Raw genomic sequence first — 25,584 nt, 5'->3', positions numbered from 1 at the left:
GCATCGGCCGGGGGCTCTTTTCTTTCTAGTTGGTGCCGATTCTAGTTGGTGCCGATCCGCGCCAGCAGATCCACGATCCGGCTCTGCACCTCGGGGCTCGTCGAGCGCTCCGCGAGGAACAGCACCGTCTCCCCCGACGCGAGGCGCGGCAGGTCGGCCTGGTCGACGGCGGCCGTGTAGACGACCAGCGGGGTGCGGTTGAGCTGGCCGTTCGCGCGCAGCCAGTCCACGATCCCGGCCTGCCGGCGGTGCACCTGCATCAGGTCCATCACCACCAGGTTCGGCCGGAACTGCCCCGCCAGCGTCACCGCGTCCACATCACTCGCGGCCCGCGCCACCTGCATCCCGCGCCGCTCCAGCGTCGCGGTCAGCGCCAGCGCGATCTCCGCGTGCTCCTCGATGAGCAGCACCCGCGGCGGATGCTGCTCACTGTCCCGAGGCGCCAGCGCCTTCAGCAGTACGGCAGGGTCGGCGCCGTACGCCGCCTCCCGCGAGGCCTGTCCGAGCCCCGCCGTCACCATCACCGGCACCTCGGCGGCCACCGCGGCCTGCCGCAGGGACTGCAGGGCGGTACGGGTGATCGGCCCGGTCAGCGGATCCACGAACAGCGCGGCGGGGAACGCCGCGATCTGCGCGTCCACCTCCTCGCGCGAGTGCACGATGACCGGCCGGTAGCCACGGTCGCTCAGCGCCTGCTGCGTGGTGACGTCCGGTGCCGGCCACACCAGCAGCCGCCGCGGGTTGTCCAGCGGCTCCGGCGGCAGCTCGTCGTCCATCGGCTGCGGCCGCGGCGTGTCCGCCACCTCGACCGCCCCGCCCGGACCGTCCAACGGCTCGGGCCCCTCGGCGGCGTTCTCGTCCGGCGCGCCTATGGCGTACGACCGTCCCGTGCCCTCGGTGCCCTGCGCCAGCCGGGACTGCCCGGCCGGCGACGGCTGGGGCTGCTCCGCCTGCGGATGGGGCCGCGCCGACTGCTCCGGCTGCGCGGCGCTCTCCGGATCCGGCCGGGTCCCCAGCTTGCGCCGACGGCCGCCACCGTTCGTCTGATGCGGAGGAGTCTGATGCGGGGGAGTCTGATGCGGGGGCGGCGTCGCCGACGGCTGCTGCACCCGCGCCGCCTGCCGAGTGAACGGCACGCCCTGCCCCAGGGTCCGCACGCTGATCGCCCGCCCCTGCGTGGAGTTCGGATCCACGGGAGCGGCGGCCTCTGCGGGCAGCGGCTGCGCCGCCCGCGGCTTGTCGGCCTCCGGGGGAAGCGGGGTGCCTTGGGACGGGGTCCCCTGCGCGGGGGTGCCCGCGGCGGGCGTCGGCTGTGGCTGGGGGGCGGGGGTGCCCTGGGCCGGGGTGGCGGCCTCGGCGGGGAGGGGGGCCGCTGGAGCGGTGATCGGCCCGGCGGGGACCGGCTGGGCCTCGGCGGGTACGCCCGCCTCCTGACCCGGCTGCCCCACGGCCCGCCGACGGCGCCCGGTCGGCGCGTTCGTCGGATGCGGCTGCGGCGGCGTGTGGTCGTCGGCGTGGTCGTGCGGTACGGCGTCGTGCCGGCCGTCGTCCGTGGCGGGAGCGGCGGCAGCGGCGGCCGGGGCCTGTGGCGGAACCGGAACAGGAGCGGGCGCGGGCATCGAGACCGGAGTCTGCGCCTGGCCGTTGCCCTCCGCCCGGTCCGCCTCGGCCGGCGGCAGGGCGAACACCGTACGAGGCACCGCCTCCTGCGCGGCCGCACGCTCATTCGCCGCCGCCAGCGCCCGCCGCCGACGCCCGGTCGGCTGCCCGTCCTCACCGGAACCGGAACCGGAGCCGCCCTGAGCCGGAACCGGCTCGGAGGAGGCCGCGGGCAACGCCGGAGGCAGCGCGTGCTGTTCGCCGGAGTCGCGCCGGGCCCGCCGTCCGCCCGGCGCGGGCACGCCCTGAGGCGGCACTGTGCCGCCAAGCCCGGTGCCCACGGCCGCGGTTCCGGCGGCGTGCTCGGCAGCCGTGACCACGGCCCCCTCAGCCACACCCGCGTCCGCGCCGTCCGGACCGGCGATCTCGGCCGGACGCCCGCGCCGCCGCCCCGTACCGCCGGACACCTCGGCCGGTGCCTGCTCCTGGGCCGGAACCGGTGCTGCCTCCGCCGCCCGCCGCCTGCGCCGCCCGGTGGGCGCGGACTCGCTCTCGGCGCCACCCGACTGTGCGGCCACCTCGCTCTCCAGGAAGGCGTCCACGGAGGACCGCCGGGCCCGCCGCCGCCCGCCACCAGAGGTCTGCTCGGCGGCCTCGGCCTCGGCCGGAGGGGAGGCGAGGGCGATCTCGGCGGCCGGAACCGCCCCGGCCCCGCCGCCGATCGGCACCTCCAGCACGAACGCGCTGCCGCTCATCCCCGGCACCTCGTGCGTCTGGAGCACACCGCCGTGCGCCCGCACGATCCCGCGCACGATCGGCTCGTGCACCGGGTCTCCCCCGGCGTACGGCCCGCGCACCTCGATGCGGACGACCTCACCGCGCTGGGCCGCCGCCACGACGACCGTGTTGTCCATGTAGCCGCCCGCCGACACGGGCGCGTTGCCGGTCGCGTCGACGCCCGCGACATCGGCGACCAGATGCGCGAGGGCGGTCGCGAGCATCCGGGAGTCGACCTCCGCCTCGATGGGCGGCGCGTGCACGGCGAACTGCACCCGGCCGGGCCCGATGAGTTCGACGGCCCCGTCGACACCGGCGGCGACGACCGCGTCGAGCATCACCTTCGTACGGGTGATCGCCTCGCTGCCGGTGTCGAGCCGCTGGTAGCCGAGGACGTTGTCGATGAGGGTGGTGATCCGGGAGTAGCCGGCCGAGAGATGGTGCAGCACCTGGTTGGCCTCGGGCCACAACTGCCCGGCGTCGTCCGCGGCCAGCGCGGCCAGCTCACGGCGCAGTTCGTCCAGGGGCCCGCGCAGTGACGTCCCGAGCAGGGTGAGGAGCTGCTCGTGGCGCCCGGCGAGGGCCTCGAAGCGGTCCTTCTCCCGCTCGCCGAGCGCGGCGTACCGCTCCTCGTTGGCGCCGAGCTCCTCCTCGTGCCGCTCCTGGAGCTCCTCGACCTCGGTGACATGCTTCTGGCGCAGCGCGGTGAGCTCGGAGGCGTGCTCCTCGGAGAGCCGCTCCAGCTCCTCCTCGTGCCGCTTCTCGGCGGCGGCCTTCTCCTCGACGAGGGTGTCGTAGGGCCGCCGGTCGGTGAAGGTCATCACGGCGCCGACGAGCTGGTCGCCGTCGCGCACGGGCGCGGTGGTCAGGTCGACCGGCACCTGCTCGCCGCTCTTGGCGAACAGCACCTGCCCGCGCACCCGGTGCTTGCGCCCGGAGCGCAGGGTGTCGGCGAGCGGGGACTCCTCGTACGGGAAGGGCGTGCCGTCGGGACGGGAGTGCAGGGCGAGGTCGTGCAGCCCGCGGCCGCCGAGGTCGCTGGCCCGGTAGCCGAGGATCTGGGCGGCGGCCGGATTGACGAGCACGATCCGTCCGTCGGTGTCGGTGCCCACGACACCCTCGGCCGCGGCCCGCAGGATCATCTCGGTCTGCCGCTGCGAGCGGGCCAGCTCGGCCTCGGTGTCGATGGTCCCGGACAGATCGCGGACGACGAGCATCAGCAGCTCGTCGCTGGTGTAGCCGTAATTGTCGTAGGCCTGCTGGCCGTTCTCCAGGTTCGCGGAGGTGACCTCGACGGGGAACTCGCTCCCGTCGGTCCGCCGGGCCGTCATCCGGGTCGGCTTGGTCCGGCCGCGCGGGTCCATGTGGTCGGGCCGGCGCATGGAGCCCGGGATGAGCTTGGAGTCGAACTGCGGCAGCAGATCGAGCAGTCCGCGCCCCACCAGAGCCGTCCCCGGCGCCTCGAAGGCCTCCAGCGCGATGGTGTTGGCGTTGACGACGGTCCCATTGGCGTTGACCAGCACCAACGCGTCGGGCAGCGCGTCGAGTATGGCTGCGAGGCGAGCAGCGCCTCGGGATGGCCTGCTGCTCACGAGACGCTTCCCTCCTGTTACCGCACCTTGCCGACCGCTCGGGCCATCCTGCCAACCGGCCCGCGACGTGTCACGCGAGGGATTCTAAGGGCTGGGGTTGTGACGGCGACGCCGGATGAGAGGGACGTCGCACGACGAAGTGACCCAGAACGTATGACCGCGTCCGCTTGCTGTCCGCTCGCCGTCCGCTGGCTGTCCGCTCATGGTCCGCTCGCTTCGCGAGACCTTCGCGGGACCTTTACGGAGCCGTTGTCGGTCCGTGTCCGGTCACCCATGGCCGGGCGGGCCGCAGATCGGGCAGTACGGGCACCATCCGGTCCCAGCGGGCGATCTCGCAGCCGTCGCCCCGGTCGAACCACGCGTCGACGGGCCGCCCGGCCCAGGTCCCGGTGATCCGCGCGGTGGCCGCTCCGCCGTACTGCATGGTGCAGAAGCTGCCTTCCGGTACGGGAGCGAAGGCGTCCTTGCCCCAGCGGTTGCCGCGGTCGAGGGCGGCGCAGGCACCGGAGACGTCGGGGTGGTCGCCGCCGCCGGGGTGGCAGTACAGCTCGTACCGGCCGTCGACGCCGTCGCCGACGTTCTGGACGGTGACGGTGAGGTGGTCGCGGGAGTGGGCGGCGCCGGTGTGGGCGGCCGCAGGGACGGTGGAGGCGGCGACGACCGATCCGGCGGCGACGACCAGGAACCGGCCCAGACGGCCGGTGCGGGCGGGGCGGGGGGCGCGATGGGCGCCCGAGGGGCGAGAGACCTGAGGCATGACCTGACTAACGCGCCGAGCGCCGGGACGTTGCGCCCCCCCGCCCCACCAGCGGCAAGGGCTTTGCCCCGCACCCCGCCTGCCTAGTACCGTAGGGGGCGATTGGTGACACCACGCTCGACTGTGTCATCATCGGCACGCACCACTCGCGCTCGCGCGGGCGGCTGTGCTGGAGGCGTCGCCTAGTCCGGTCTATGGCGCCGCACTGCTAATGCGGTTTGGGCCTTAAAGCCCATCGAGGGTTCAAATCCCTCCGCCTCCGCCGTAGATCACCGAAGCCCCGGTCACCCGACCGGGGCTTCGGTGTTTCCCGACCGCTCTGAACACGTTTCCGCAGCTCACAAGGGGTGCGCCTAATGGATTTCACATGGCGGCGGCAGTCATGTAATGTTCTTCCTGTCGCCGCGAGCGGGCCAGAAGGACCGAGAGCGACGAGAAAACAGAACAAGCACTCGTAGCTTAACGGATAGAGCATCTGACTACGGATCAGAAGGTTGCAGGTTCGAATCCTGCCGAGTGCACACAGACGAGGGCCCCGGAGAGATCCGGGGCCTCTTGCGTTTCGGGGGGAGGGATTGTGAAGCTGTACCTGGTCGTACCGCTGGTTCTGTTGGCGTTGCTCTATGCGGCCTCCGGTGTGGCCGCGGTTGCCCGTGGCTGGGTGCTGCCCATGCACAGGAAGCGCGTCCACCGCCGTGGACTCTTCGGTTGTGGACAACTGGTGGTCGCCTTCGCCCTGTGCTGGCAGACGATCTTCGGCCTGGTCCTCGAAGACCTCGACACACGGACGTGGGGGACCCTGACGGGCAGTGTTCTTCTGGTGGCCGGCGTCATCGTGATGGCGGTGAGCCAGCGCGCAGGGGGGAACCGGCAGGGCGGCACCGCTCTGTAGGGATCGCCTGGTTCGGGGATGTCGTATTCTCGCGCCAGCTTGCCGTGTCCACGACCAGGGGGGGAATCCGGGTTCGTCGGCCGGCTCCGAACTTGTGGGGAATCATGCGTGCGGCATCGATGAGGGCGCGTTGGTCGGTCCCGGTCGCGGGGCTCGTCGTGGCCCTCGTCGGCGGGTGCGGGGGTGGATCGGGGGAGGACTCCGGGTCCGGTACGGCACAGAAGGCGTCGTCGCCCTCCACCACCACCGAGGCCGCCCGGCTCTCCTCCGGTGATCTCCAGGGCCGTTGGTGGACCTGGGCCACCTCCGAGCCGGAGGCGACGAATCCCGTGGCCGACACGGACGGGGGCGCGTGTGCGGTCAACCAGCCGGACGACGTCTGGTTCCTGGCCGGCTCCTTCGGGACTAAGGAGAAGCGCTCCTGCCCGGTCCCGGCAGGGGTGCCGGTCGCCTTTCCGCTGGTCAATATGATCGCCTCGGAGCAGGACTGCGCCGACTTCATGAGTACGGCGAAGGGGTCGGCCGTACTGGACGGCGAGGCGGTCGAGGCGGACCGGTACGCCGGGGAGACGATCACTGTCACGAGCGCCGAGGGCAATCCCGTGACGGCGGAGGCCGGGACCTTCACCGCCACCGGATGCGGGCTGTGGGTGCAGCTGCCGGCCCTGTCGCCGGGTGCCCACACGCTCAAGATCCGAGGCAGCTCGGGGGACTTCAGCACCGAGGTGGACTACTCGCTTGCCGTGGCCGCGCGGTAGGGCCGACGGACGGGTCCCCTCGCCCGCGAAGACGAACAGCCGCAGTACCAGGAAGCGGCCGATCCCGGCGAGTCCGGCTGCGGTGAGGTAGACCGTCTGTTCCCACAGCAGCGTGGGAGACGGCTCCACCAGGTGCAGGACCAGGATCGCGGCGGACGTCCCCGCGTAGGCGACCACCGCCGAACCCGCCGACTCAAGGTGCCGGCGCAGGCCGGGACGGCTGCCGGTGCCGAAGGTGAACAGGGCGTGCAGTTCCGTGCAGAGCAGGGTGGAGGCCACGGTGATCAGCGCGTTGGCCAGCGCCCACGGCATCGAGTACGCCAGCAGCGGCACCGTCGCACCGGAGACCAGCCCGACGCCGCCCCCGCACACCACGAACCGGGCGAAGGACGCGAGCGCCGACGTCATGGAACTTCCTTCCGGGCGGGGGCCGTTGAGCGTTGTACGCGGCTGTCGTGATCAGCCGCGTACAACGATCCCGTGATCCCCGGCCCCCCACGAGGAGGCGAACTCCCGAATCGGGGGTGTGGCCAGCCCTACCAAGGCGGTTGGGTCCGCTCCAGATGCCCGTCCGCAACCGGGCCTACGTGAACGCCTCAACGTGCCGTGCCGCCCACTCCGCGAAGTCGTGAGGACGGCGGCCGAGAAGACGCTCGGCGTCGGGGCTCACCCGCTTCAGCGCCTCGGGCGGATTGCCCAGCATGTCGAGTGTGGTCTCCACGACCGGCTCGGGCATGAACCCCACCATGTGCGCCCGCGCCTGCTCCCGGGTCAGCTCCACGAACCGCACCGGCTCGCCCAGGGCCGCCTGGATGGTGGTGGCCTGCTGCCGGGGCGAGACGGGCGCGGGTCCGGTGAGCTCGTAGACCTTGCCGCCGTGGCCCTCCCCACGCAGGGCCACGGCGGCGGCCGCGGCGACGTCGACGGGGTCGACGGTCGGCAGCGCCACATCGCCGAAGGGGGCGGCGACTTCACGGCGGGTGCGAATCGGCTCGGCCCACTGGAGGGCGTTGGAGTGGAAGCCGCTCGGGCGCAGCATCGTCCACTCCACACCCGAGGCCTTGACGGCGTCCTCCAGCATGGCGGGCAGGTGTCCGGTGCCCACACCCTGCGAGGACAGCAGGACCACGCGCCGCACCCCGGCGGCCCGTACGACCTCCATGACCGCGCCGAGGTCTCCGCCGGCGCCCATGAAGTCGCCGGAGGTCAGAAGGAAGAGGGTGGAGGCACCGTCGAGGGCGGGTTTCAGGGAAGCGGGATCCGCCAGGTCGGCCTGCTGATGGCGGACGTCCGCCGGTACGTCCTCCCCGGCCGGGCTCCGGCGCGAGACCGCCGTGACCCGCTCCCCCGCCTCGACCAGCGCCCGCACCAGCGGCCGCCCGACATTGCCCGTCGCTCCGGTCACCACGATCATCGTCGTACTCCGTTCCGAGTCGTCAACTCCCTGCTCATGAACGTTACTTTTATGGGGTAAGTAGGTACCTAGGGGAAAGTATTGGGAGGAGGAGTGGATGTGACCGAGAGCACAACGCGCGGCGTAGAGGTGGCGCCCGAGAACGCCTGCCCCATCGCCCCGGTCGTCGACATCGTCTTCAGCCGGTGGACCACGCCGATCCTGTGGACCCTGAACGAGTACGGCAGGCAGCGCTTCGTGGAACTGGAGCGCCGCATCGCCACGATCACCCCGAAGGTGCTCACACAGCGCCTGCGGCAACTGGAACGCGACGGCCTGGTCGTCCGCACCTACCACCCCGAGGTCCCGCCCCGAGTGGAGTACGAGATCAGCGAGTTGGGCCGCAGCCTGGCCCCGCTGTTCGCGGCCCTGTCGGAGTGGTCGGTGAACCTGGACCGGGTGGAGCGGGCGCGCGAGGCCTATGACGCGCGCGAGGAGGAGAAGGACCGTGCCCGGCGGCGCTGACCGGCGGAAGCCGCAGCATGATGCCGCAGCGCGACGCCTCAGCCGTCCGTCCCGTCCCGAAGCTGCCGGGCACCGTACCGGAACAGAGCCGCCCCCGGAGGCCGTTGTCAGTGCCTCCGCCTAGTCTCGAAGGTGATGGCACAGACATGGACGTGCTCGGGGCTTCGGTGGTCGGCGGACGGTCCCGTGCTGGTGTGGGGCGGTGGACGGCTCAGTGCGCTGAGCTGGGGCAAACAGGTGGCCTTCGGGGTCGCCGAAGGGGGTGTGCGGACGTGTGTGGGGGCCAGAGGGCATGCCTGTCCCGTGCGGGCTGTTGTGTCGGGGCGCAGTACCGGCGTGCGGTGCGAGGAGTGCGCCCGGCTGGACCGTGCGCACTCCGTGGCCGCCGATACGCTCGCCGACGATCCCCGGCCGTACCGCGTCTATCTCGCCTGGTTCGGGCCCGGCATGGTCAAGGTCGGGATCACCGCCGAAGAGCGAGGCCCAGCGCGGCTTCTTGAGCAAGGTGCCGTCTGTTTCAGCTGGCTCGGTACCGGGCCGCTCATGGCCGCCCGGCGCACCGAGGAGCTGTTGCGCGCCGCGCTCCGGGTGCCGGATCGGATTCCGTACGGCGACAAGAGAGCCGTACGGTCCGGGCTGTCGGCCTCCCCCGAGGAGCGGGCGGCCGAAGTGCGGGACCTGCACGCACAGGCGCTCGCCCTCCCCGCCTGGCCCGAGTCCCTCACCCCCGCGCCCTGTCACCCCGTCGATCACGTCGACGCCTTCGGGCTCGCCGAGCTCCCGCCCGCCGTCGGCGAAGTCACCGAGCTCATCGCCGGCGGAGCCATCCGGGGAGGGCTCCTCGCCGCCGCCGGGCCCGATCTGCATCTGGAGACGGACAGCGGGGTCGTCGTGCTCGACACCCGGCTGATGAGAGGGTGGGAGCTGGTGGCCGCCACCGACGGGGCCCCGGCCCTGCCCATCAAGGAGTTCAAGGCCGACGTCACCACCCAGGACGGGCTGTTCTGAACCGGAATGCCATCCCCCGCCCAGGCATTCCCTGAGAGCCTCCTGTGCGTTTCTCAGGAAAATCACAGGTTGTAGAAAGCGTGTTCTCAGAGGGCCCCGAAAGGGTGTCCAGCATGACCACGACCTCGCCCCAGGGGCGCACCGAACTGCTGAGGCCGGACGGGAGCCCCGTCCGAGTGCTTGTGGTGGACGACGAGCCGTCGATCACCGAGCTGCTGTCCATGGCTCTGCGATACGAAGGCTGGCAGATCCGCAGCGCGGGGGACGGCACGGGAGCCGTCCAGACCGCGCGCGAGTTCCGGCCCGACGCCGTCGTCCTCGACATGATGCTGCCCGACATGGACGGGCTGACCGTTCTCGGGCGGCTGCGGCGCGAGCTGCCCGACGTGCCCGTCCTCTTCCTCACCGCCAAGGACGCCGTCGAGGACCGTATCGCCGGGCTGACCGCCGGGGGTGACGACTACGTCACCAAGCCGTTCTCCCTCGAAGAGGTCGTCGCCCGGCTGCGCGGGCTGATCCGCCGTTCCGGTGCCGCCGACCGGCGTTCCGACTCCGTACTGGTCGTCGGCGATCTCACCCTCGACGAGGACAGCCACGAGGTCAGCCGCGCCGGCGAGGGCATCCACCTCACCGCCACCGAGTTCGAGCTGCTGCGCTTCCTGATGCGCAACCCGCGGCGCGTGCTCAGCAAGGCGCAGATCCTCGACCGGGTCTGGTCCTACGACTTCGGCGGCCAGGCCAATGTCGTCGAGCTGTACATCTCCTACCTGCGACGCAAGATCGACGCGGGCCGGGAGCCGATGATCCACACCCGGCGCGGCGCCGGGTATCTGATCAAGCCCGCGGCGTCATGAGCGGGCGACGACGGACGCGTCCGCAGAAGACGCGAGCGGGACAGCCGCGCACCCTGCGGACGCGGCTCGTCGTCGCCTCCGTGGTGCTGATCGCCGTGGTCTGCGCGGTGATCGGCACGGTCACCACACTGGCGCTGCGATCGCATCTGTACGACCAGCTCGACGAACGGCTCACCGAGGTCGCCGGACGAGCGGCCGGTTTCGGCGGGCCTCCCGGCGGCGACCCCGCCAAGGACAACGCGGTCGACAGGGCCAACGGCTTCACCCTTGACCGGCTGGTCACCAGCGGCCCCCAGCCGCAGGGCACGGTCGTCGCCGAGGTGCAGAACGGCTCCATCACGGCCGCCAAGGTCGGTGAGAAGGACGAGAACACCACCGACATCAGCGGGATGGAGGCCAAGGACCTCACCGAGGACCAGATCCAGGCGCTCAACTCCGTCGCCCAGGACCGCGAGAAGCACACGGTCGACCTCGGCAGCCTCGGCGAGTACCGGGTCCCGTACAAGACCGGCGCCAACGGCAGCTACTACGTCGCCATCCCCACCGAGGAAGTCAACAGCACCCTCAGCACGCTGATCCTCATAGAGGTCAGCGTCACCGCCGCAGGCCTGATCGCCGCCTCCCTCGCCGGCACGGTCATCGTGGGCGTTGCCACCCGACCCCTGCGCAAGGTCGCCGCCACCGCAACCCGCGTCTCCGAGCTCCCCCTCCACACCGGCGAGGTGAACCTCAAGGAGCGCGTCCCGGAGTCCGAGTGCGACCCGCACACCGAGGTCGGCCAGGTCGGCGCCGCCCTGAACCGCATGCTGGATCACGTCCACGGCGCCCTGCACGCGAGACAGCAGAGCGAGATGCGGGTACGGCAGTTCGTGGCCGACGCCAGCCATGAGCTGAGGACGCCCCTCGCGTCCATCCGCGGCTATGCGGAGCTGACCAGACGCGGCAGAGAGCAGATCGGGCCCGACACTCGGCACGCCCTCGGCCGTATCGAGTCCGAGGCGGGCCGGATGACGCTGCTCGTGGAGGATCTGCTGCTGCTCGCCCGGCTGGACGCCGGACGGCCCCTGCAGTTCGAGCAGACCGACCTCATCCCACTGGTCGTGGACACTGTCAGCGACTCCCGCGCGGCCGGCATGGATCACAACTGGCGCCTCGACCTGCCCGACGAACCGGCCCTCGTGTCGGCTGACGCGGCGCGCATTCAGCAGGTTCTGGTCAATCTGCTGGGCAACGCCCGCAAGCACACCGCGCCCGGTACGACCATCACCGCACGTGTCGAGCGGCGCGGCTCGTGGATGTGCGTGGACGTCGAGGACAACGGCCAGGGAATCCAGCCGGATTTGCTGCCGCATGTCTTCGAACGCTTCGCGCGCGGCGACTCCTCGCGCTCCCGCGCCTCCGGCTCGACCGGGCTCGGCCTCGCCATCGTGCAGGCCGTCGCGACCGCGCACGGCGGTGCCGTGACCGTCGACAGCGTGCCCGGGCGGACCGTGTTCACGGTCCATCTGCCCGCGCTCGCCCCGCAGCCGGCGCCCGAAACGAATTGGCAATCGCACTCACAGGCACAGCACAGCGCCACCACACGGGTACAACAGGGCGCTTGAGAAGAGTCGGTTCCATGCGAACCGACTCTTCTCCCGGCACCCTGCCGGCGCGGGAGCACCTCCCGGCCGGAGACGCCGGTACGCCTGTCCTGGACGTAGTGATCCCCGTCTACAACGAGGAGAAGGACCTCCAGCCGTGTGTGCTGAGACTGCACGAGCACCTCAAGCGCACCTTCCCGTACGCGTTCCGCATCACGATCGCGGACAACGCGTCGACGGACACCACCCCTCAGGTGTCCCAGCGGCTGGAGGCGAGGATTCCGGAGGTCCGGGCCTTCCGCCTGGAGCAGAAGGGCCGCGGTCGCGCCCTGCGCACCGTGTGGTCCGCCTCGGACGCCCCGGTCCTCGCCTACATGGACGTGGACCTGTCCACCGACCTCAACGCCCTGCTGCCGCTGGTGGCCCCGCTGATCTCGGGCCATTCGGACCTGGCGATCGGCTCCCGTCTCTCCCGCTCCTCCCGCGTCGTACGCGGTCCCAAGCGGGAGTTCATCAGCCGCTCGTACAACCTCATCCTGCGCGGCTCGCTCCAGGCCCGCTTCTCCGACGCCCAGTGCGGGTTCAAGGCGATCCGGCGTGAGGTGGCCCAGGTGCTTCTGCCGCTGGTGGAGGACACCGGCTGGTTCTTCGACACCGAGATGCTGGTGCTCGCCGAGCGCGCCGGGCTGCGGATCCACGAGGTGCCGGTCGACTGGGTCGACGACCCGGACTCCACCGTCCATATCGTCAGGACGGCGACCGACGACCTGAAGGGCGTGTGGCGGGTCGGCAAGGCCCTGGCCACCGGTTCGCTGCCGCTTGACCGCCTCGCCCGTCCCTTCGGCGACGACCCGCGCGACCGCGAGATCAAGGACGTACCGAAGGGCCTGGCCCGCCAGCTCGTCGGCTTCTGCGTGGTCGGCGGTCTGTCGACCCTCTTCTATCTGCTGCTCTACAGCGGCTTCCGCCAGTTCACCGGTTCGCAGGTGGCCAACGCGCTGGCCCTGCTGGTCTCGGCGGTCGCCAACACGGCCGCCAACCGGCGCCTCACCTTCGGGGTGCGCGGCCGCGGCGGCGCGATCCGGCACCAGGCGCAGGGGCTGGTGGTCTTCGGCATCGGACTCGCCCTGACCAGCGGTTCGCTGGCCGCCCTGAACGCGGCGACCGCGAACCCCGCGCGCTCCACCGAACTGGCGGTCCTGATCGCCGCCAACCTCGCGGCGACCGTGCTGCGCTTCCTGCTCTTCCGGGTGTGGGTCTTCCCGGACCGCACCGAGGAGCCGTCGACGGTCGTCGCCCAGCACATCCCGACGTACGCCACACCCCAGCCGCCGCTCCCGCAGCGCCCGGCACCCCACTTCCGCGCCGGTGACGCCGCGGACCACACCTGGAGGGACGCCACCATGCGGCTTCAGCCGGTGCGCCCCTCCGACACCGACCTGGGGGACTCCCGATGACCATCACCAGTACGGCCGTACAGGAGCCGATCACGGCCGCCCCTGACGCGGGCGAACCGAAGCAGCCGGTCCTGCGCAGACTGTGGCGCGGCCGGCCCGAGGACCCGCGCTGGGCACGCCCGGCCTTCCTCGGACTGCTCGCCGCCACCTTCGTCCTCTACCTCTACAACCTGAGCGCCTCCGGCTACGCCAACTCCTTCTACTCCGCGGCCGTCCAGGCCGGCAGCGAGTCCTGGAAGGCGTTCTTCTTCGGCTCGCTGGACGCGGCCAACGCCATCACCGTCGACAAGCCCCCGGCCGCGCTGTGGCCCATGGCCCTGTCGGTGCGGATCTTCGGCCTGAGCTCCTGGGCGATCCTCGTCCCCGAGGTGCTCATGGGCGTCGGCACGGTCGCAGTCGTCCACGCGGCCGTCCGCCGCCGGTTCAGCCCGGCCGCCGGTCTGATCTCGGGCGCGGTGCTCGCGCTCACCCCGGTCGCGGCGCTGATGTTCCGGTTCAACAACCCGGACGCGATGCTGGCGCTGCTGATGGCGGCGGCCTGCTACTTCGTTATCCGAGCCCTGGAGGACGGCCGGACCAAGTGGCTGCTGTGGGCCGGAGCCGCGATCGGCTTCGCGTTCCTCGCCAAGACCCTCCAGGCCTTCCTGATCCTGCCCGCGCTCGCCCTCGTCTACGGCGTCTGCGCCCCGGTGACGGTGAAGAAGCGGATCGGACAGCTGGCGGCGGGCCTGGCCGCGATCGTCGTCTCGGGCGGCTGGTGGGTCGCGATCGTCGAGCTGTGGCCGGCCTCCTCCCGCCCGTACGTCGGCGGCTCCCAGAACAACTCCTTCCTTGAGCTGACCTTCGGCTACAACGGCCTCGGCCGGCTCAACGGCGAGGAGACCGGCAGCGTCGGCGGCGGTGGCGGCAACGGCGGAGGCAACTGGGGCGAGACCGGCTGGGACCGGCTCTTCAGCTCCAGCATCGGCGGCCAGATCTCCTGGCTGATCCCGGCCGCGCTGATCCTGCTGATCGCGGGGCTGGTGGCGACGCGCAAGGCGAAGCGCACGTCGGTGACGCGCGGTTCGTTCCTCGTCTGGGGCGGCGCGCTGCTGATCACGATGGTGGTCTTCAGCTATATGCAGGGCATCTTCCACGAGTACTACACGGTGGCCCTCGTCCCCTACATCGCGCCCCTGATCGGCATGGGCTCGGCGCTGCTGTGGGAGAAGCGGGACAGGGCGTGGGCGTCGCTGACGCTGGCGGGCGCGATGACGGCCACCGCGGCCTGGGGTTACGTCCTGCTCAACCGGTCCTCCGACTATCTGCCCTGGCTGAAGTGGCTGGTGCTGGTGGGCGGTCTGGTGGCGGCGCTCGGGCTGATCTTCGTGAGCAGGCTCGGCCGCCGACTCGCCATGGCGGTCGTCGGGTTGGGGCTGGTGGCGGCGCTGGCCGGGCCTACGGCGTACACGCTGACCACGGTCAACGAGGGTCACACCGGTTCGATCGTGACCGCGGGTCCGTCGGTGCAGGGCGGCCGTGGCGGCGGTCCTGGCGGTGGCGGCGGTTTCCCGGGTGGCGGGGGCATGCCGGGCCAGCAGAACCAGCAGGGTCAGCAGGGCGGCGGCATGGGCCAGCCCCCGACCGGCGCTATGCCCGGCCAGCAGGGCCAGCAGGGCGGCCAGCGGAACGGCGACGGCGGTATGGCCGGTGGCGGCGGTGGCGGCATGGGCGGTCTGCTCAACGGCGCCACGGTCTCCGACGAGGCCAAGGAGCTGCTGAGGGAGAACGCCGACGACTACACCTGGGCCGCCGCGGCCATCGGCGCCCAGAACGCGGCGAGCTACCAGCTCTCCACCGGCGAAGCCGTGATGGCGATCGGCGGCTTCAACGGCACCGACCCGTCCCCGACGCCGGCCCAGTTCAAGGAGTACGTGGCGGACGGCAGGATCCACTACTTCATCTCCAGCGGCTCCGGCGGCGGCATGGGCGGCGGCGACAGCGGTACGTCCGCGCAGATCACGGAGTGGGTCGAGGCCAACTTCAAGCAGGTCACGGTCGGTTCGGCCACCTTCTACGACCTGACGCAGAAGGCCAGTGGCTAAGGGCGAAGGGCATGTTGTACACCGTATAGGAGTTGTTCTACGGTGTACAACATGCCCACGTCCACGCCCGAAACCCCCCAAGGTCATCCCCAGCGCTGGCTGATCCTCGGTGTCATCTGTCTCGCCCAGCTCACCGTGCTGCTCGACAACACGATCCTGAACGTGGCGATCCCGACGCTGACCCGGGAGATGGACGCGGCGACCTCCGACATCCAGTGGATGATCAACGCGTACTCGCTCGTGCAGTCCGGTCTGCTGCTGACCGCGGGCAGCGCCGCCGACCGCTACGGCCGTAAGAAGATGCTGATCACGGGCCTCGCGCTGTTCGGCATCGGCTCGCTGGTGGCCGGACTCGCCGACAGCACGGGCCAGTTGATCGCCGCGCGGGCCTGGATGGGCGTCGGCGGGGCGCTGTTGCTGACCACGACCCTCGCGGTGGCGATGCAGATCTTCGCACCGGAGGAGCACCCGAAGGCGATCGGCATCTGGAGCGCGGTCAACGCACTCGGGTTCGCCTGCGGTCCGCTGATCGGCGGCTTCATGCTGAACCACTTCTGGTGGGGCGCGCTCTTCCTGATCAACCTCCCCGTCGCGGCGCTGGGCCTGGTCGCCGTGGTCGCCCTGGTCCCCGAGTCCAAGAACCCCCAGGGCGACCGTCCCGACCTGCTCGGCGCGCTGCTCTCCACGATCGGCATGGCATCCCTGGTCTACGCGATCATCTCCGGCCCCGACCACGGCTGGACCTCGGGCCGCGTGCTGACCACGGGCGCGGTGGCGGTCGGGGTGCTGGCGGTGTTCGCGTACTGGGAGAGCCGGATCCCGTATCCGATGCTGGATCTGCACTTCTTCCGGAACCGCCGGTTCACGGGCGCGGTCGCCGGAGCGGTCCTGATCACCTTCGGCATGGGCGGCGCGCTGTTCCTGCTCACGCAGCACCTCCAGTTCGTCCTCGGCTACGGCGCCCTGGAGGCGGGCCTGCGGACCGCTCCGCTGGCGCTGACCGTGGTGGCGCTGAACTTCACCGGGGTGTCGGCGAAGTGGACGACGAAACTGGGGACGCCGATGTCGATCCTGATCGGGATGGTGCTGATGTCGGCGGGCCTGGTGTCCATCGCGACGCTCGCCTCCGGCGGTTACACCGGGACACTGCTCGGGCTGGTCCTCATCGGCGTCGGCTGTGCCGTTGCCAATCCGGCGATGGCGCACGCGATCATGGGCGCGATCCCCCGGGAGAAGGCGGGGGTCGGGGCCGGGATCAACGGCACGCTGGCGGAGTTCGGGAACGGTCTGGGTGTCGCGGTGCTGGGGGCTGTGCTGAACTCCCGGTTCGGGGCGCTGATTCCGGTCGCGGCGTCTTCGCTGCCTGCGGCATTGGCCTCGGCGGAGTCCTCGGAGGAGAAGCAGCAGATCACCGACGCGTTCGCCTCCGGCCTGGAGACCAGTCAATTGGTGGGGGCGTTGGCCGTGTTGCTCGGGGGGTTGGTCGCGGCGGCGTTGCTGCGCAGGGCGGAGCGGGCAGACTCGGAGAGCATGACCCGCACTCAGAACGTCCAGGAAGGTGCGCCATGGTGAAGGCAGCCACGCGGGCCAGCGTCTGGCTGGAGGACAAGACCCGCCGGGGCGGGCGTGGCGGACAGCCCTCGGGGCTCGACCGGGAGCGGATCACCGAGGTGACCGTGCGGCTGCTCGATGCCGAGGGGCTCGCCAAGTTCTCCATGCGCCGGCTGGCCGCCGAGCTGAATGTGACGGCCATGTCCGTCTACTGGTACGTCGACACCAAGGACGACCTCCTCGAACTCGCCCTCGACTCGGTCTACGGCGAACTCCGACTGCCCGACCCGGGCGCGGACGAGGACTGGCGCGACCAACTGCGCACGCTGGCCCGCGAGTACCGGGCCCTGCTGGTCCGCCACCCCTGGACGTCCCCGCTGGCCGGGACGTACCTCAACATCGGGCCGAACTCCCTGGCATTCTCCCGGGTCGTACAGCGCGTGATCCGCAGGACGGGGCTGCCGGCCCACGGGGTGACGGGCGCGATCTCGGCCGTCTTCCAGTTCGTGTACGGCTACGGCACGATCGAGGGCCACTTCTTCGCCCGCGTCCAGGACACCGGCATGACCCCCGACGCCTACTTCCAGAACGCCATGACGACGGTGAGCGAGACCCCCTCGACCGCGGAGGTCATCGAGGAGGCCAAGGACATCATGGCGGCCCGGGGCGGAGACACGGTCGAGGAGATGCTGGAACGGGACTTCGTCTTCGCGCTGGATCTGCTGGTGGCGGGCATCGAGGCGATGGTGGAGAGGTCGGGCTAGGAATCCTCGGCGAGCCGCGCCGGGAATCCTCCGGTGGCCACCGGACCCCACCTCTCCGGCGTCACCCGGATGATCGACTTCCCCTGCTTCACCATCGCCGCCCGGTACTCGTCCCAGTCCGGGTGCTCCCCGGCGATGTTCCGGTAGTACTCCACCAACGGCTCCACGGAGTCGGGGGAGTCGATGACCTCGGCCGTGCCGTCGATCTGTACCCACGGCCCGTTCCAGTCGTCGCTCAGCACGATCAGGCTCACCCGCGGATCCCGCTTGGCGTTGCGCGTCTTGGCCCGCTCGGGGTAGGTGGAGACCACGATCCGCCCGGAGTCGTCCACTCCACAGGTCAGCGGCGACCCCTGAGGGCTCCCGTCGGCCCGCCGCGTCAGCAGGATCGCGCGATGACGCGGCCGTACGAAGTCCAGCAACTCGTCGAGCGAAACGGCGGTGTTGGTCGCGATGTTCGGTGCCATGGGCCCAGCCTAGGCCTGCGGCAGCGAATCCCCCTGTACCGCCGGTCCAGGTCGAGCGCCAGGGGATTCGGGTCCCGCACCGCCCGTCAGTCCCATCTCGCACAGCTCCTCGAATGAAACCGGCCTCAACTACTCACTGACGTGCGCGAGTTCGATGTCGTGGCCGTCGACCCCGCCGCCGCTGAGGGTCAGCGTGGTCGCCACCGGCGGGTAACCGGTCGCGATGACCGTGTAGTCGTCGCCGTCCAGGTCGGTGAAGGCGTACACCCCGTCCGCACCGGTCGTCGCCGTGCCGACGACATTGCCCGCCGCGTCCACGAGCGTGACCCGCGCGTCGGACAGCGGACCGTGCGGCGCCCGTACGACGCCCTGGATCTGTGCGCCGGAGTCGAGGTCGACCTCGACCCGGGTGACGCCGGTGCCGCCGATCTCGACGGGCAGGGCGCGCGGCCGGAACCCTGCGGCGCTCACCGCGACGGTCACCGTGCCCGGCACCAGCTCGCCGAAGGCGAACTCGCCCTGCTCCCCGGTGGCGGCGTTGGCCAGCAGGTCCCCGCGCACATCGGTGACGATCACCGTCGCGTCCTTGACCGGCAGCGCGCCCTCGGCCGCCCGGACCACACCGCTCAGCCCGCTGGTGCCGCTGAGCGGGATGTCGTACGTCAAAGGCTCCTCGCCGACGACGATCGTGGACGCCTGCGGCTGGAAGCCGTCGGCGGAGGCGATGAGGACGTAACTGCCGGTGCCCGGCGCGTCGATGCCGTAGGAGCCGTCCGGCTGCGCCACCACGCGGCCGAGCTGCCGTCCCGCGAGTGAGATCAGTGTGACGGCGGCCCGCGGTACGGGGGCGCTCTCGGCGCCGTGGACAAAGCCGCGCACGGGGATTCCGGCAGCGGTCACGGGGGCCTCCGCCTCAAGGACAGGGGCGACAGGAGCCACGGGAGCCTCCGCGGCGGCCGGGGTTTCCGGCTTGGTGTTCTCCGCCGCCTGCGCCAGCGCGCCGGAAGTCCGCAGCGGGACCTCCTTGATGAACAGGGTCACCAGGAAGGCGAGGAAGGCGATCGGGGCGACGTACAGGAAGATGTCGGCGATGCCGTGTCCGTAGGCGCTCTCCAGCCAGGTGCGGATGTGCGTGGGCAGGGCGTCCATGTCGGGCAGTTCGCCGGAGCCCATCGCCTTGGCCGCGCCGGCCTGCTCCTGCGGGCTGAGCGTGCCGATGGTGTCGGTGGCGTAGTGGCTGATCCGGGTCGACATCACCGAGCCGAGCGCCGAGACGCCGATGGCGCCGCCGAGGGACCGGAAGAAGGTGACCACGGAGCTGGCGGCGCCGAGCTCGTGCGGGGCGACCTGGTTCTGCGTGGACAGGACCAGGTTCTGCATCATCATGCCGATGCCGAGGCCCATGACCGCCATGTAGACCGCGATGTGCCAGTACGCGGTGTCGTAGCGCATGGTGCCGAGCAGTCCGAGGCCCGCCGTCACCAGCACACCGCCCGAGACCAGCCAGGCCTTCCACTTGCCGGTCTTGGTGATGATCGTGCCGGAGACGGTCGAGGACACGAACAGACCGGCGATCATCGGGATGGTCATGACCCCCGACATCGTCGGGGACTTGTCGCGGGCCAGCTGGAAGTACTGGCTGAAGAAGACCGTGCCCGCGAACATCGCGACACCGACGAGCAGGGAGGCCAGCGAGGCCAGCGTGATCGTACGGTTCCTGAACAGGTGCAGCGGGATGATCGGCTCACTGGCCTTGGTCTCCACGAACAGGAAGACCAGGGCGAGCGCGAGCGCGCCGCCGACCATCGAGCAGGTCTGCCAGGAGAGCCAGTCGTACTTGTCGTCGGCGAAGGTGACCCAGATCAGCAGCAGACTGACGGCGGCGGTGATGAAGAAGGCACCGGCCCAGTCGACCTTGACCTTGCGCCTGGTCTCCGGCAGGTGCAGCGTCTTCTGGAGCACGAACAGGGCGATCAGCGCGAACGGGATACCCACGTACAGGCACCAGCGCCAGCCCAGCCAGTCGGTGTCGGTGATGACACCGCCGACCAGCGGACCGCCGACGGTCGCGACGGCGAAGGTCGCGCCGAGGTAGCCGGAGTAACGGCCGCGCTCCCGGGGGGAGATCATCGCGGCCATGATGATCTGGGCGAGCGCGGTCAGACCGCCGGCACCGAGGCCCTAGATCACCCGGGCGCCGATCAGCATCCCGGAGTTCTGGGACAGACCGGCGATGACCGATCCGATGATGTAGACGACCAGGGCTATCTGGACGAGGGCCTTCTTGCTGACCAGGTCGGCGAGCTTGCCCCACAGGGGCGTGGACGCCGTCATCGCCAGCAGCGCGGCGGTCACGACCCAGGTGTACGCGCTCTGTCCGCCGCCGAGGTCCTGGATGGTCTCGGGCAGCGCGTTGGAGACGATGGTGGAGGACAGGATCGCGGCGAACATGCCGAGCAGCAGCCCGGAGAGCGCCTCCATGATCTGCCGATGCGTCATGGGAGCCTCGCCTGAACCTCCTGAGTGCTCGGCATGAGCCCGCACACCGGCTGGTGTGGTCGTTGCCATGGACTTCCTTCTCTTACTCGGTGATCGCGGGTGTACGGGGGGACTGTTCGTCGAAGCAACGCCTCAGCCGTGCCATGAGCCCCGTGAGCCGGGCTATGTCGTCGTCGGTCCAGTCGCTCAGCCGCTCGGCGAGCAGCTGGGTGGTCCGGCGGTGCAGCTCGTCGACCTGCGCCCGGCCCGAGGGCGTGAGGTGCAGGATGCGGCTGCGCTTGTCGGCTGGGTCCGGGGAGCGGTCGATCCAGCCGCGCTCGGCGAGGTGGGCGACATGGCGGCTGGTCACCGACATGTCGACGGCGAGCAGCTCGGCGAGCCTGCTCAGGCGCATGTCGCCGTGCCGGTCCAGCAGCGTCAGTACGGCGGCGGAGCCGGCGGGGCAGCCGGACGGCAGCGTCCGCCCGATCTCCCGCTTCACGGCACCGAAGGCACTGAACTGGCGGACGAGCTCCTCGTACTGCGCCTGTTCGGCCATCACACCTCCCGGATTTCGTTGCTTAGAGCAACCATAGAAGCGGTTGGTTGCTGCAGGCAAATAAAAGGGGTGTGGATGCCATAAAAACTTGGCAAAGGCAAGTATTGCGAACGTAAATGTGCAGGTGGGGCGGGTTGTGTGTGCGGTGGTGCAGGTGCCCCTCCCGCACTTGGGCGCCACCCCTGGATTCGCTAGGGTTTCGGGCCATGGCTAACACCCAGGGCCCCCAGGGCAACTACGACCCCGCCGGCAGCACCCAGATGTTCCGCGCGTTCGTCGACGAGGCGCCGCAGGGCACTCAGCAGGCGGCCGCTTCCTCCGGTCCCCGTATCGGCCTGATCGTCGGCGTCGTCGTCGCCATCGCGGTCGTCGCGGCGGTGGCCTGGCTGGCGCTGAAGTAGTCCGCGCGGCTCACTTCCACCGGACGGACACGTCCCGCGTCTCGACATGCATCCCGAGCGGTACGCGCCACGCGTCGACGCACACCGTCCAGGTCTTCTCCTTCCGCGCGCCGGCCTCCACCGGCACCGGAAGCTCCTCGACCGACTCGACGGTCCCCCAGTCGATCCCGAGCGCCCCGATGACGTGCGTCCCGAAGGTCACGGTGCCCGAACGCACGGGGCTGCCCCCGGAGTTGTGGAAACCGAGCATCACCTTCTCGCACCAGCGCTTCTCAGCGGCCTCCCGCTTCGGCTCGGACCAGGTGAGGGCGGCCGGGGTCACCGGGCTGGGCGTGGGAGTGGGTGAACTCGCGGTGGTACGGCCGGGATCGGCGCCCTCGGGCGGCGGCGCCGGGGTCGGGGTGTTGCTCGTCCCGCGCTGAGGATCCGCCGAAGTGCTGCTTGCTGACGTGGAGTTCGCCGGGGGAGCCGAACCTCGCGCCGTCTTCGAGGCCGGAGACTCCAGCGGCACCAGCTCCACTTCGCCCGTCGGGGCCGCCGTACGGGCCGGTCCGCTCGGTGCGCCCACGGCCACGTAGCCGTCACCCTCCCCGCCGCCCGCACACGCGGCCAGCAGGCCGCCCAGACACACGACGGCCGCCGAGGCGCCGATAAGGGCGCCTTGGCGGCCATGTGTCCATGTCGTCGCCCGAAGCATCGCGCCATGGTGGCTGACGCTTCGTCAGAAGGGAACCCCTCAGTCCGAGATGAGCCCTTCCCGCAGCTGCGCCAGCGTCCGGGTCAGCAGACGAGAGACGTGCATCTGGGAGATGCCGACCTCCTCGCCGATCTGGGACTGGGTCATGTTGGCGAAGAAGCGCAGCATGATGATGCGGCGCTCGCGGGGCGGGAGCTTGGCCAGCAGGGGCTTCAGGGACTCGCGGTACTCCACGCCCTCCAGGGCGCTGTCCTCGTAGCCCAGACGGTCCGCGAGGGAGCCCTCGCCGCCGTCGTCCTCGGGGGCCGGGGAGTCCAGCGAGGACGCCGTGTAGGCGTTGCCGACCGCCAGGCCGTCGACCACGTCCTCCTCGGACACGCCCAGGACCGCGGCGAGTTCGGTGACCGTCGGGGAGCGGTCCAGCTTCTGGGAGAGCTCGTCGCTGGCCTTCGTCAGGGCCAGGCGAAGCTCCTGGAGGCGGCGCGGCACACGCACCGACCAGGAGGTGTCCCGGAAGAACCGCTTGATCTCCCCGACCACCGTCGGCATCGCGAACGTCGGGAACTCCACGCCGCGTTCGCAGTCGAACCGGTCGATCGCCTTGATCAGCCCGATCGTGCCGACCTGGACGATGTCCTCCATCGGCTCGTTGCGGGAGCGGAAACGCGCTGCCGCGTACCGGACGAGCGGGAGGTTCAGCTCGATCAGCGTGTCACGGACGTACGCACGCTCGGGGCTGTTCTCGTCCAGCGCGGCGAGCCGCAGGAACAGGGAGCGGGACAGGGTGCGGGTGTCGATGGCTCCCGAGGTGGGGAGGGCCGGAGCCGGCGCGGCCTCGACAAGGGCCGTTACGTCGTCGTCGAGCGCGGGCGCAGCCTCGCTCTTCGTGAGCGTGAGCACCTTCGAGCTGCCCTGGTCTGCGGACATGCCACCCCCTTTGGGTCGCGGGACGGTCGCGGCGAACGCTCCCACTGAGGAACGCAGCCTTCACCTGAATACCGGAGCCGAGGCCACGGCAAACGCGCTTCCGGCAGAATGTCACATGTCGGCAACACGCTGTAGTGACATGTCGACATGTAAGACGCGAATCCGCCCTGGAAACAAGGGGTCTGACGGTATTTCGGCGCGAAACTGTCGGGAACAGCCCTGGTGAGCGATTCGCTCGCCCCGGTTACGGTTCGCTCAGACTTTCGGTCAGGCTTTCGTTCGGGCCTTTCGGTCAGGCGTCGATCCGGTTCGCGGACCGCAGTCGCTGGAAGCTACGCGCGAGTAGCCGCGAGACATGCATCTGGGAGACGCCGAGTTCCGCGCTGATCTGCGACTGGGTGAGATTGCTGTAGTACCGCAGGAGCAGAATGCGCTGTTCCCGTTCCGGGAGTTGGACCAGCAGATGCCGCACCAGATCGCGGTGCTCCACACCGTCCAGCGCGGGGTCCTCGTAGCCGAGCCGGTCCAGCAGCCCGGGCAGTCCGTCGCCCTCCTGGGCCGCCTCCAGCGAGGTGGCGTGGTACGACCGCCCGGCCTCGATGCAGGACAGCACCTCCTCCTCGCTGATGCGCAGCCGCTCGGCGATCTCGGCGGTGCTCGGGGAGCGCCCGAAGGCGGTCGTCAGGTCCTCGGTCGCGCTGTTGACCTGCACCCACAGCTCGTGCAGCCGGCGCGGCACATGGACCGTGCGGACGTTGTCCCGGAAGTACCGCTTGATCTCGCCGACCACCGTCGGCATCGCGAAGGTCGGGAACTGCACCCCGCGGTCCGGGTCGAAGCGGTCGATGGCGTTGATGAGCCCGATGGTGCCGACCTGGATCACGTCCTCCATCGGCTCGTTGCGGGAGCGGAAGCGGGCGGCCGCGTAGCGCACGAGCGGGAGGTTGGCCTCGATGAGCGCCCCGCGCACCCGGTTGTGCTCCGGCGTGCCCGGCCGAAGCTCCTTGAGCTCGGCGAAGAGCACCTGGGTGAGCGCGCGGGTGTCGGCACCGCGGCTGCGCCGGGCGGCTGCCGCCGTTTCTTGGGGAGGCGCAGTACTGGCCGACACGGTCAACTCCACCTCGTGATCCATCAACTCATCCATCAAAAGCGGTCATAGCATCACAAGACATGTGCACTGTGTGCAAGCACCGCTTAACGCCGTGTTGAGGGCGAAATGTGAGCAAAGGGCGCAGAAAAGCCCCCCGCCGTTCCGGCGGGGGGCTCGGTGCGCGCGGTGGGCTCAGTACTCGTAGTCCGCGATCACCCAGGTGGCGAACTCCTTCCAGAGGGCCACGCCCGCCTGGTGCTCGGGGTGTTCCACGTACCGGCGCAGGGCATCGACGTCGTCGAAGCCGGAGTTGATCGCGAAGTCGTAGGCGATGGGGCGGTCGCTGAGGTTCCAGCCGAGCTCCCAGAAGCGGATCTCGGAGATCTTGCCCTCCAGTGACCGGAAGGCCTTCTCGCCCTCCAGGACACGCGGGTCGTCGCGCTGGACACCCTCGTTGAGCTTGAAGAGGACCAGGTGGCGGATCATGATTCTCCTCCGTTGGCGATCCACGTCATGAAGTCGCCGATGGCCTTGGCGGCGTCCGATATGCCCTCGAACCCTATCTGCACGTAATCAGCGGCTTTGGCCGGGTCCGTGATGATCACATAGAGCACGAAGACCACGAGCACATAGACGGCGACCTTCTTCGAATTCACCGCCACTGCGGCCTCCCTGCGCCTGTCGCCCCCGATGGGCCCCCTATTGCCGGCGGCGAGTGTAACCGAACACACGTAGGGCCCCGTCTTTCGACGGGGCCCTACTCGGAGCGGTAGCGGAGGGATTTGAACCCTCGGTGACTTGCGCCACACTCGCTTTCGAGGCGAGCTCCTTCGGCCGCTCGGACACGCTACCGAGGGAGACCTTACAGCACGGGGTGCCCTGCTCAGAAATCGGTATTCACCGGTTCCGGAAGAACTCCGTGAGCAGCCCGGCGCACTCCTCGGCGAGCACGCCCTCGATCACCTCGGGGCGGTGGTTGAGCCGCCGGTCGCGTACGACGTCCCACAGGGAGCCCACCGCGCCGGCCTTCTCGTCCCGGGCGCCGTAGACGACCCGGTCCACCCGCGACTGCACCAGCGCCCCCGCGCACATCGTGCACGGCTCCAGCGTGACGACGAGCGTGCAGCCGGTCAGCCGCCACTCCCCGACCACGGCGGCGGCCCTGCGGATGGCCAGGACCTCCGCGTGCGCGGTCGGGTCGCCGGTCGCCTCGCGTTCGTTGTGCCCGACGCCGAGCACGGTCGTACCGTCCGCGGACAGCACGACAGCGCCGACGGGGACGTCCCCGCCCCGGACGGCCAGTTCGGCCTCGTCCAGGGCGAGCCGCATCGCGGCCCGCCAGCGGTCGCGTACCGGGTCCGGGGGACCCGG

23 protein-coding genes, 3 tRNA genes and 2 pseudogenes are annotated in these 25,584 nt (G+C 70.6%); 14 read left to right on the top strand and 14 right to left on the bottom strand.

Going from position 1 to position 25,584, the window contains the following annotated elements; all coding sequences use genetic code 11:
• Window positions 1-41 precede the first annotated feature (41 nt).
• The gene (locus H4N64_RS14585) at window positions 42-3,968 is read right to left on the bottom strand and encodes a PAS domain-containing protein (RefSeq protein ID WP_186282720.1); all 3,927 of its coding nucleotides are present in this window, start codon (window positions 3,966-3,968) and stop codon (window positions 42-44) included.
• 238 nt (window positions 3,969-4,206) lie between these two features.
• Window positions 4,207-4,725: an SSI family serine proteinase inhibitor gene (locus H4N64_RS14580; protein ID WP_186282719.1), complete on the bottom strand. Its 519-nt coding sequence runs from the start codon at window positions 4,723-4,725 to the stop codon at window positions 4,207-4,209.
• Window positions 4,726-4,896: 171 nt separating this feature from the next.
• Here H4N64_RS14580 and H4N64_RS14575 point away from each other — a divergent pair.
• From H4N64_RS14575 to H4N64_RS14560, 4 genes are all read left to right on the top strand, one after another.
• Window positions 4,897-4,987 (top strand) — tRNA-Ser (locus H4N64_RS14575).
• A 186-nt stretch (window positions 4,988-5,173) separates the two neighbouring features.
• Window positions 5,174-5,246, top strand: a tRNA-Arg gene (locus tag H4N64_RS14570).
• Window positions 5,247-5,302: 56 nt separating this feature from the next.
• Window positions 5,303-5,617 (top strand): hypothetical protein, encoded by a 315-nt coding sequence (locus tag H4N64_RS14565; RefSeq protein ID WP_186282718.1) that lies wholly within the window; start codon window positions 5,303-5,305, stop codon window positions 5,615-5,617.
• 104 nt (window positions 5,618-5,721) lie between these two features.
• A complete protein-coding gene (locus tag H4N64_RS14560; protein WP_186282717.1) occupies window positions 5,722-6,375 on the top strand; it encodes a signal protein in 654 nt (217 codons plus the stop codon).
• A 23-nt stretch (window positions 6,376-6,398) separates the two neighbouring features.
• Here H4N64_RS14560 and H4N64_RS45080 read toward each other — a convergent pair.
• A pseudogene (locus H4N64_RS45080) lies at window positions 6,399-6,726 on the bottom strand (GtrA domain-containing protein); the annotation flags it as partial.
• Here H4N64_RS45080 and H4N64_RS46365 point away from each other — a divergent pair.
• On the top strand, window positions 6,632-6,859 hold the full coding sequence (locus H4N64_RS46365) for a hypothetical protein (RefSeq protein WP_186282716.1): 228 nt from the start codon (window positions 6,632-6,634) through the stop codon (window positions 6,857-6,859). The pseudogene H4N64_RS45080 and the gene H4N64_RS46365 sit on opposite strands and share 95 nt — an antisense overlap.
• Window positions 6,860-6,958: 99 nt before the next feature.
• Here the strand turns inward: H4N64_RS46365 and H4N64_RS14550 are convergent, their stop codons facing one another.
• Window positions 6,959-7,789, bottom strand: a complete 831-nt coding sequence (locus H4N64_RS14550) for an NAD(P)H-binding protein (protein WP_186282715.1) — start codon at window positions 7,787-7,789, stop codon at window positions 6,959-6,961.
• A gap of 93 nt (window positions 7,790-7,882) precedes the next feature.
• Here H4N64_RS14550 and H4N64_RS14545 point away from each other — a divergent pair, with 93 nt between their 5' ends.
• The 8 genes from H4N64_RS14545 to H4N64_RS14510 all read left to right on the top strand — a co-directional run bounded on the left by H4N64_RS14545 (window position 7,883) and on the right by H4N64_RS14510 (window position 17,594).
• Window positions 7,883-8,293: a winged helix-turn-helix transcriptional regulator gene (locus H4N64_RS14545; RefSeq protein WP_336246705.1), complete on the top strand. Its 411-nt coding sequence runs from the start codon at window positions 7,883-7,885 to the stop codon at window positions 8,291-8,293.
• Between the two features lie 135 nt (window positions 8,294-8,428).
• Window positions 8,429-9,301, top strand: a complete 873-nt coding sequence (locus H4N64_RS14540) for a DUF2797 domain-containing protein (RefSeq protein WP_186282713.1) — start codon at window positions 8,429-8,431, stop codon at window positions 9,299-9,301.
• Window positions 9,302-9,414: 113 nt separating this feature from the next.
• The gene (locus H4N64_RS14535) at window positions 9,415-10,155 is read left to right on the top strand and encodes a response regulator transcription factor (protein WP_186282712.1); all 741 of its coding nucleotides are present in this window, start codon (window positions 9,415-9,417) and stop codon (window positions 10,153-10,155) included.
• Window positions 10,152-11,759: a sensor histidine kinase gene (locus H4N64_RS14530; protein ID WP_186282711.1), complete on the top strand. Its 1,608-nt coding sequence runs from the start codon at window positions 10,152-10,154 to the stop codon at window positions 11,757-11,759. Before H4N64_RS14535 ends, H4N64_RS14530 begins: the two co-directional genes overlap by 4 nt.
• 14 nt (window positions 11,760-11,773) lie before the next feature.
• Window positions 11,774-13,195, top strand: coding sequence for a bifunctional glycosyltransferase family 2/GtrA family protein (locus H4N64_RS14525; protein ID WP_186282710.1), 1,422 nt, complete (start codon window positions 11,774-11,776; stop codon window positions 13,193-13,195).
• Window positions 13,192-15,279: an ArnT family glycosyltransferase gene (locus tag H4N64_RS14520; protein WP_186282709.1), complete on the top strand. Its 2,088-nt coding sequence runs from the start codon at window positions 13,192-13,194 to the stop codon at window positions 15,277-15,279. The genes H4N64_RS14525 and H4N64_RS14520 overlap by 4 nt, the downstream gene beginning before the upstream one ends.
• Window positions 15,280-15,330: 51 nt before the next feature.
• Window positions 15,331-16,851, top strand: coding sequence for an MFS transporter (locus H4N64_RS14515; protein WP_186282708.1), 1,521 nt, complete (start codon window positions 15,331-15,333; stop codon window positions 16,849-16,851).
• On the top strand, window positions 16,845-17,594 hold the full coding sequence (locus H4N64_RS14510; RefSeq protein ID WP_186282707.1) for a TetR/AcrR family transcriptional regulator: 750 nt from the start codon (window positions 16,845-16,847) through the stop codon (window positions 17,592-17,594). Before H4N64_RS14515 ends, H4N64_RS14510 begins: the two co-directional genes overlap by 7 nt.
• Here the strand turns inward: H4N64_RS14510 and H4N64_RS14505 are convergent.
• The 3 genes and pseudogenes from H4N64_RS14505 to H4N64_RS14495 form a co-directional block, all read right to left on the bottom strand.
• Window positions 17,591-18,061: a PPOX class F420-dependent oxidoreductase gene (locus tag H4N64_RS14505; RefSeq protein ID WP_186282706.1), complete on the bottom strand. Its 471-nt coding sequence runs from the start codon at window positions 18,059-18,061 to the stop codon at window positions 17,591-17,593. The genes H4N64_RS14510 and H4N64_RS14505 overlap by 4 nt on opposite strands.
• 129 nt (window positions 18,062-18,190) lie before the next feature.
• Window positions 18,191-20,560: pseudogene (locus H4N64_RS14500) on the bottom strand (MFS transporter).
• An 82-nt stretch (window positions 20,561-20,642) separates the two neighbouring features.
• Window positions 20,643-21,098 (bottom strand): MarR family winged helix-turn-helix transcriptional regulator, encoded by a 456-nt coding sequence (locus H4N64_RS14495; RefSeq protein ID WP_186282705.1) that lies wholly within the window; start codon window positions 21,096-21,098, stop codon window positions 20,643-20,645.
• 206 nt (window positions 21,099-21,304) lie between these two features.
• Between H4N64_RS14495 and H4N64_RS14490 the strand changes: the two genes are divergently transcribed.
• Window positions 21,305-21,499 carry a hypothetical protein gene (locus H4N64_RS14490; RefSeq protein ID WP_186282704.1) on the top strand — a complete coding sequence of 65 codons (195 nt, stop codon included), beginning with the start codon at window positions 21,305-21,307 and terminating at the stop codon, window positions 21,497-21,499.
• 10 nt (window positions 21,500-21,509) lie between these two features.
• Here the strand turns inward: H4N64_RS14490 and H4N64_RS14485 are convergent, their stop codons facing one another.
• From H4N64_RS14485 to tadA, 7 genes are all read right to left on the bottom strand, one after another.
• Window positions 21,510-22,196 (bottom strand): hypothetical protein, encoded by a 687-nt coding sequence (locus H4N64_RS14485; RefSeq protein WP_186282703.1) that lies wholly within the window; start codon window positions 22,194-22,196, stop codon window positions 21,510-21,512.
• Between the two features lie 39 nt (window positions 22,197-22,235).
• On the bottom strand, window positions 22,236-23,123 hold the full coding sequence (locus tag H4N64_RS14480; RefSeq protein WP_186282702.1) for an RNA polymerase sigma factor SigF: 888 nt from the start codon (window positions 23,121-23,123) through the stop codon (window positions 22,236-22,238).
• Between the two features lie 292 nt (window positions 23,124-23,415).
• Window positions 23,416-24,255 carry an RNA polymerase sigma factor SigF gene (locus H4N64_RS14475; RefSeq protein WP_186282701.1) on the bottom strand — a complete coding sequence of 280 codons (840 nt, stop codon included), beginning with the start codon at window positions 24,253-24,255 and terminating at the stop codon, window positions 23,416-23,418.
• 150 nt (window positions 24,256-24,405) lie between these two features.
• Window positions 24,406-24,699 carry a Dabb family protein gene (locus H4N64_RS14470; protein WP_186282700.1) on the bottom strand — a complete coding sequence of 98 codons (294 nt, stop codon included), beginning with the start codon at window positions 24,697-24,699 and terminating at the stop codon, window positions 24,406-24,408.
• Window positions 24,696-24,875, bottom strand: a complete 180-nt coding sequence (locus H4N64_RS14465) for a hypothetical protein (protein ID WP_186282699.1) — start codon at window positions 24,873-24,875, stop codon at window positions 24,696-24,698. The genes H4N64_RS14470 and H4N64_RS14465 overlap by 4 nt, the downstream gene beginning before the upstream one ends.
• A gap of 105 nt (window positions 24,876-24,980) precedes the next feature.
• Window positions 24,981-25,065 (bottom strand) — tRNA-Ser (locus H4N64_RS14460).
• A gap of 45 nt (window positions 25,066-25,110) precedes the next feature.
• On the bottom strand, window positions 25,111-25,542 hold the full coding sequence (gene tadA / locus H4N64_RS14455; RefSeq protein ID WP_186282698.1) for a tRNA adenosine(34) deaminase TadA: 432 nt from the start codon (window positions 25,540-25,542) through the stop codon (window positions 25,111-25,113).
• Window positions 25,543-25,584 lie beyond the last annotated feature (42 nt).

The sequence above is a fragment of the Streptomyces cupreus genome, from assembly GCF_014257025.1.
In the GTDB taxonomy this organism is placed as follows: Bacteria; Actinomycetota; Actinomycetes; order Streptomycetales; family Streptomycetaceae; genus Streptomyces; species Streptomyces cupreus.
This window is presented reverse-complemented; position numbering and strand designations above follow the sequence as displayed.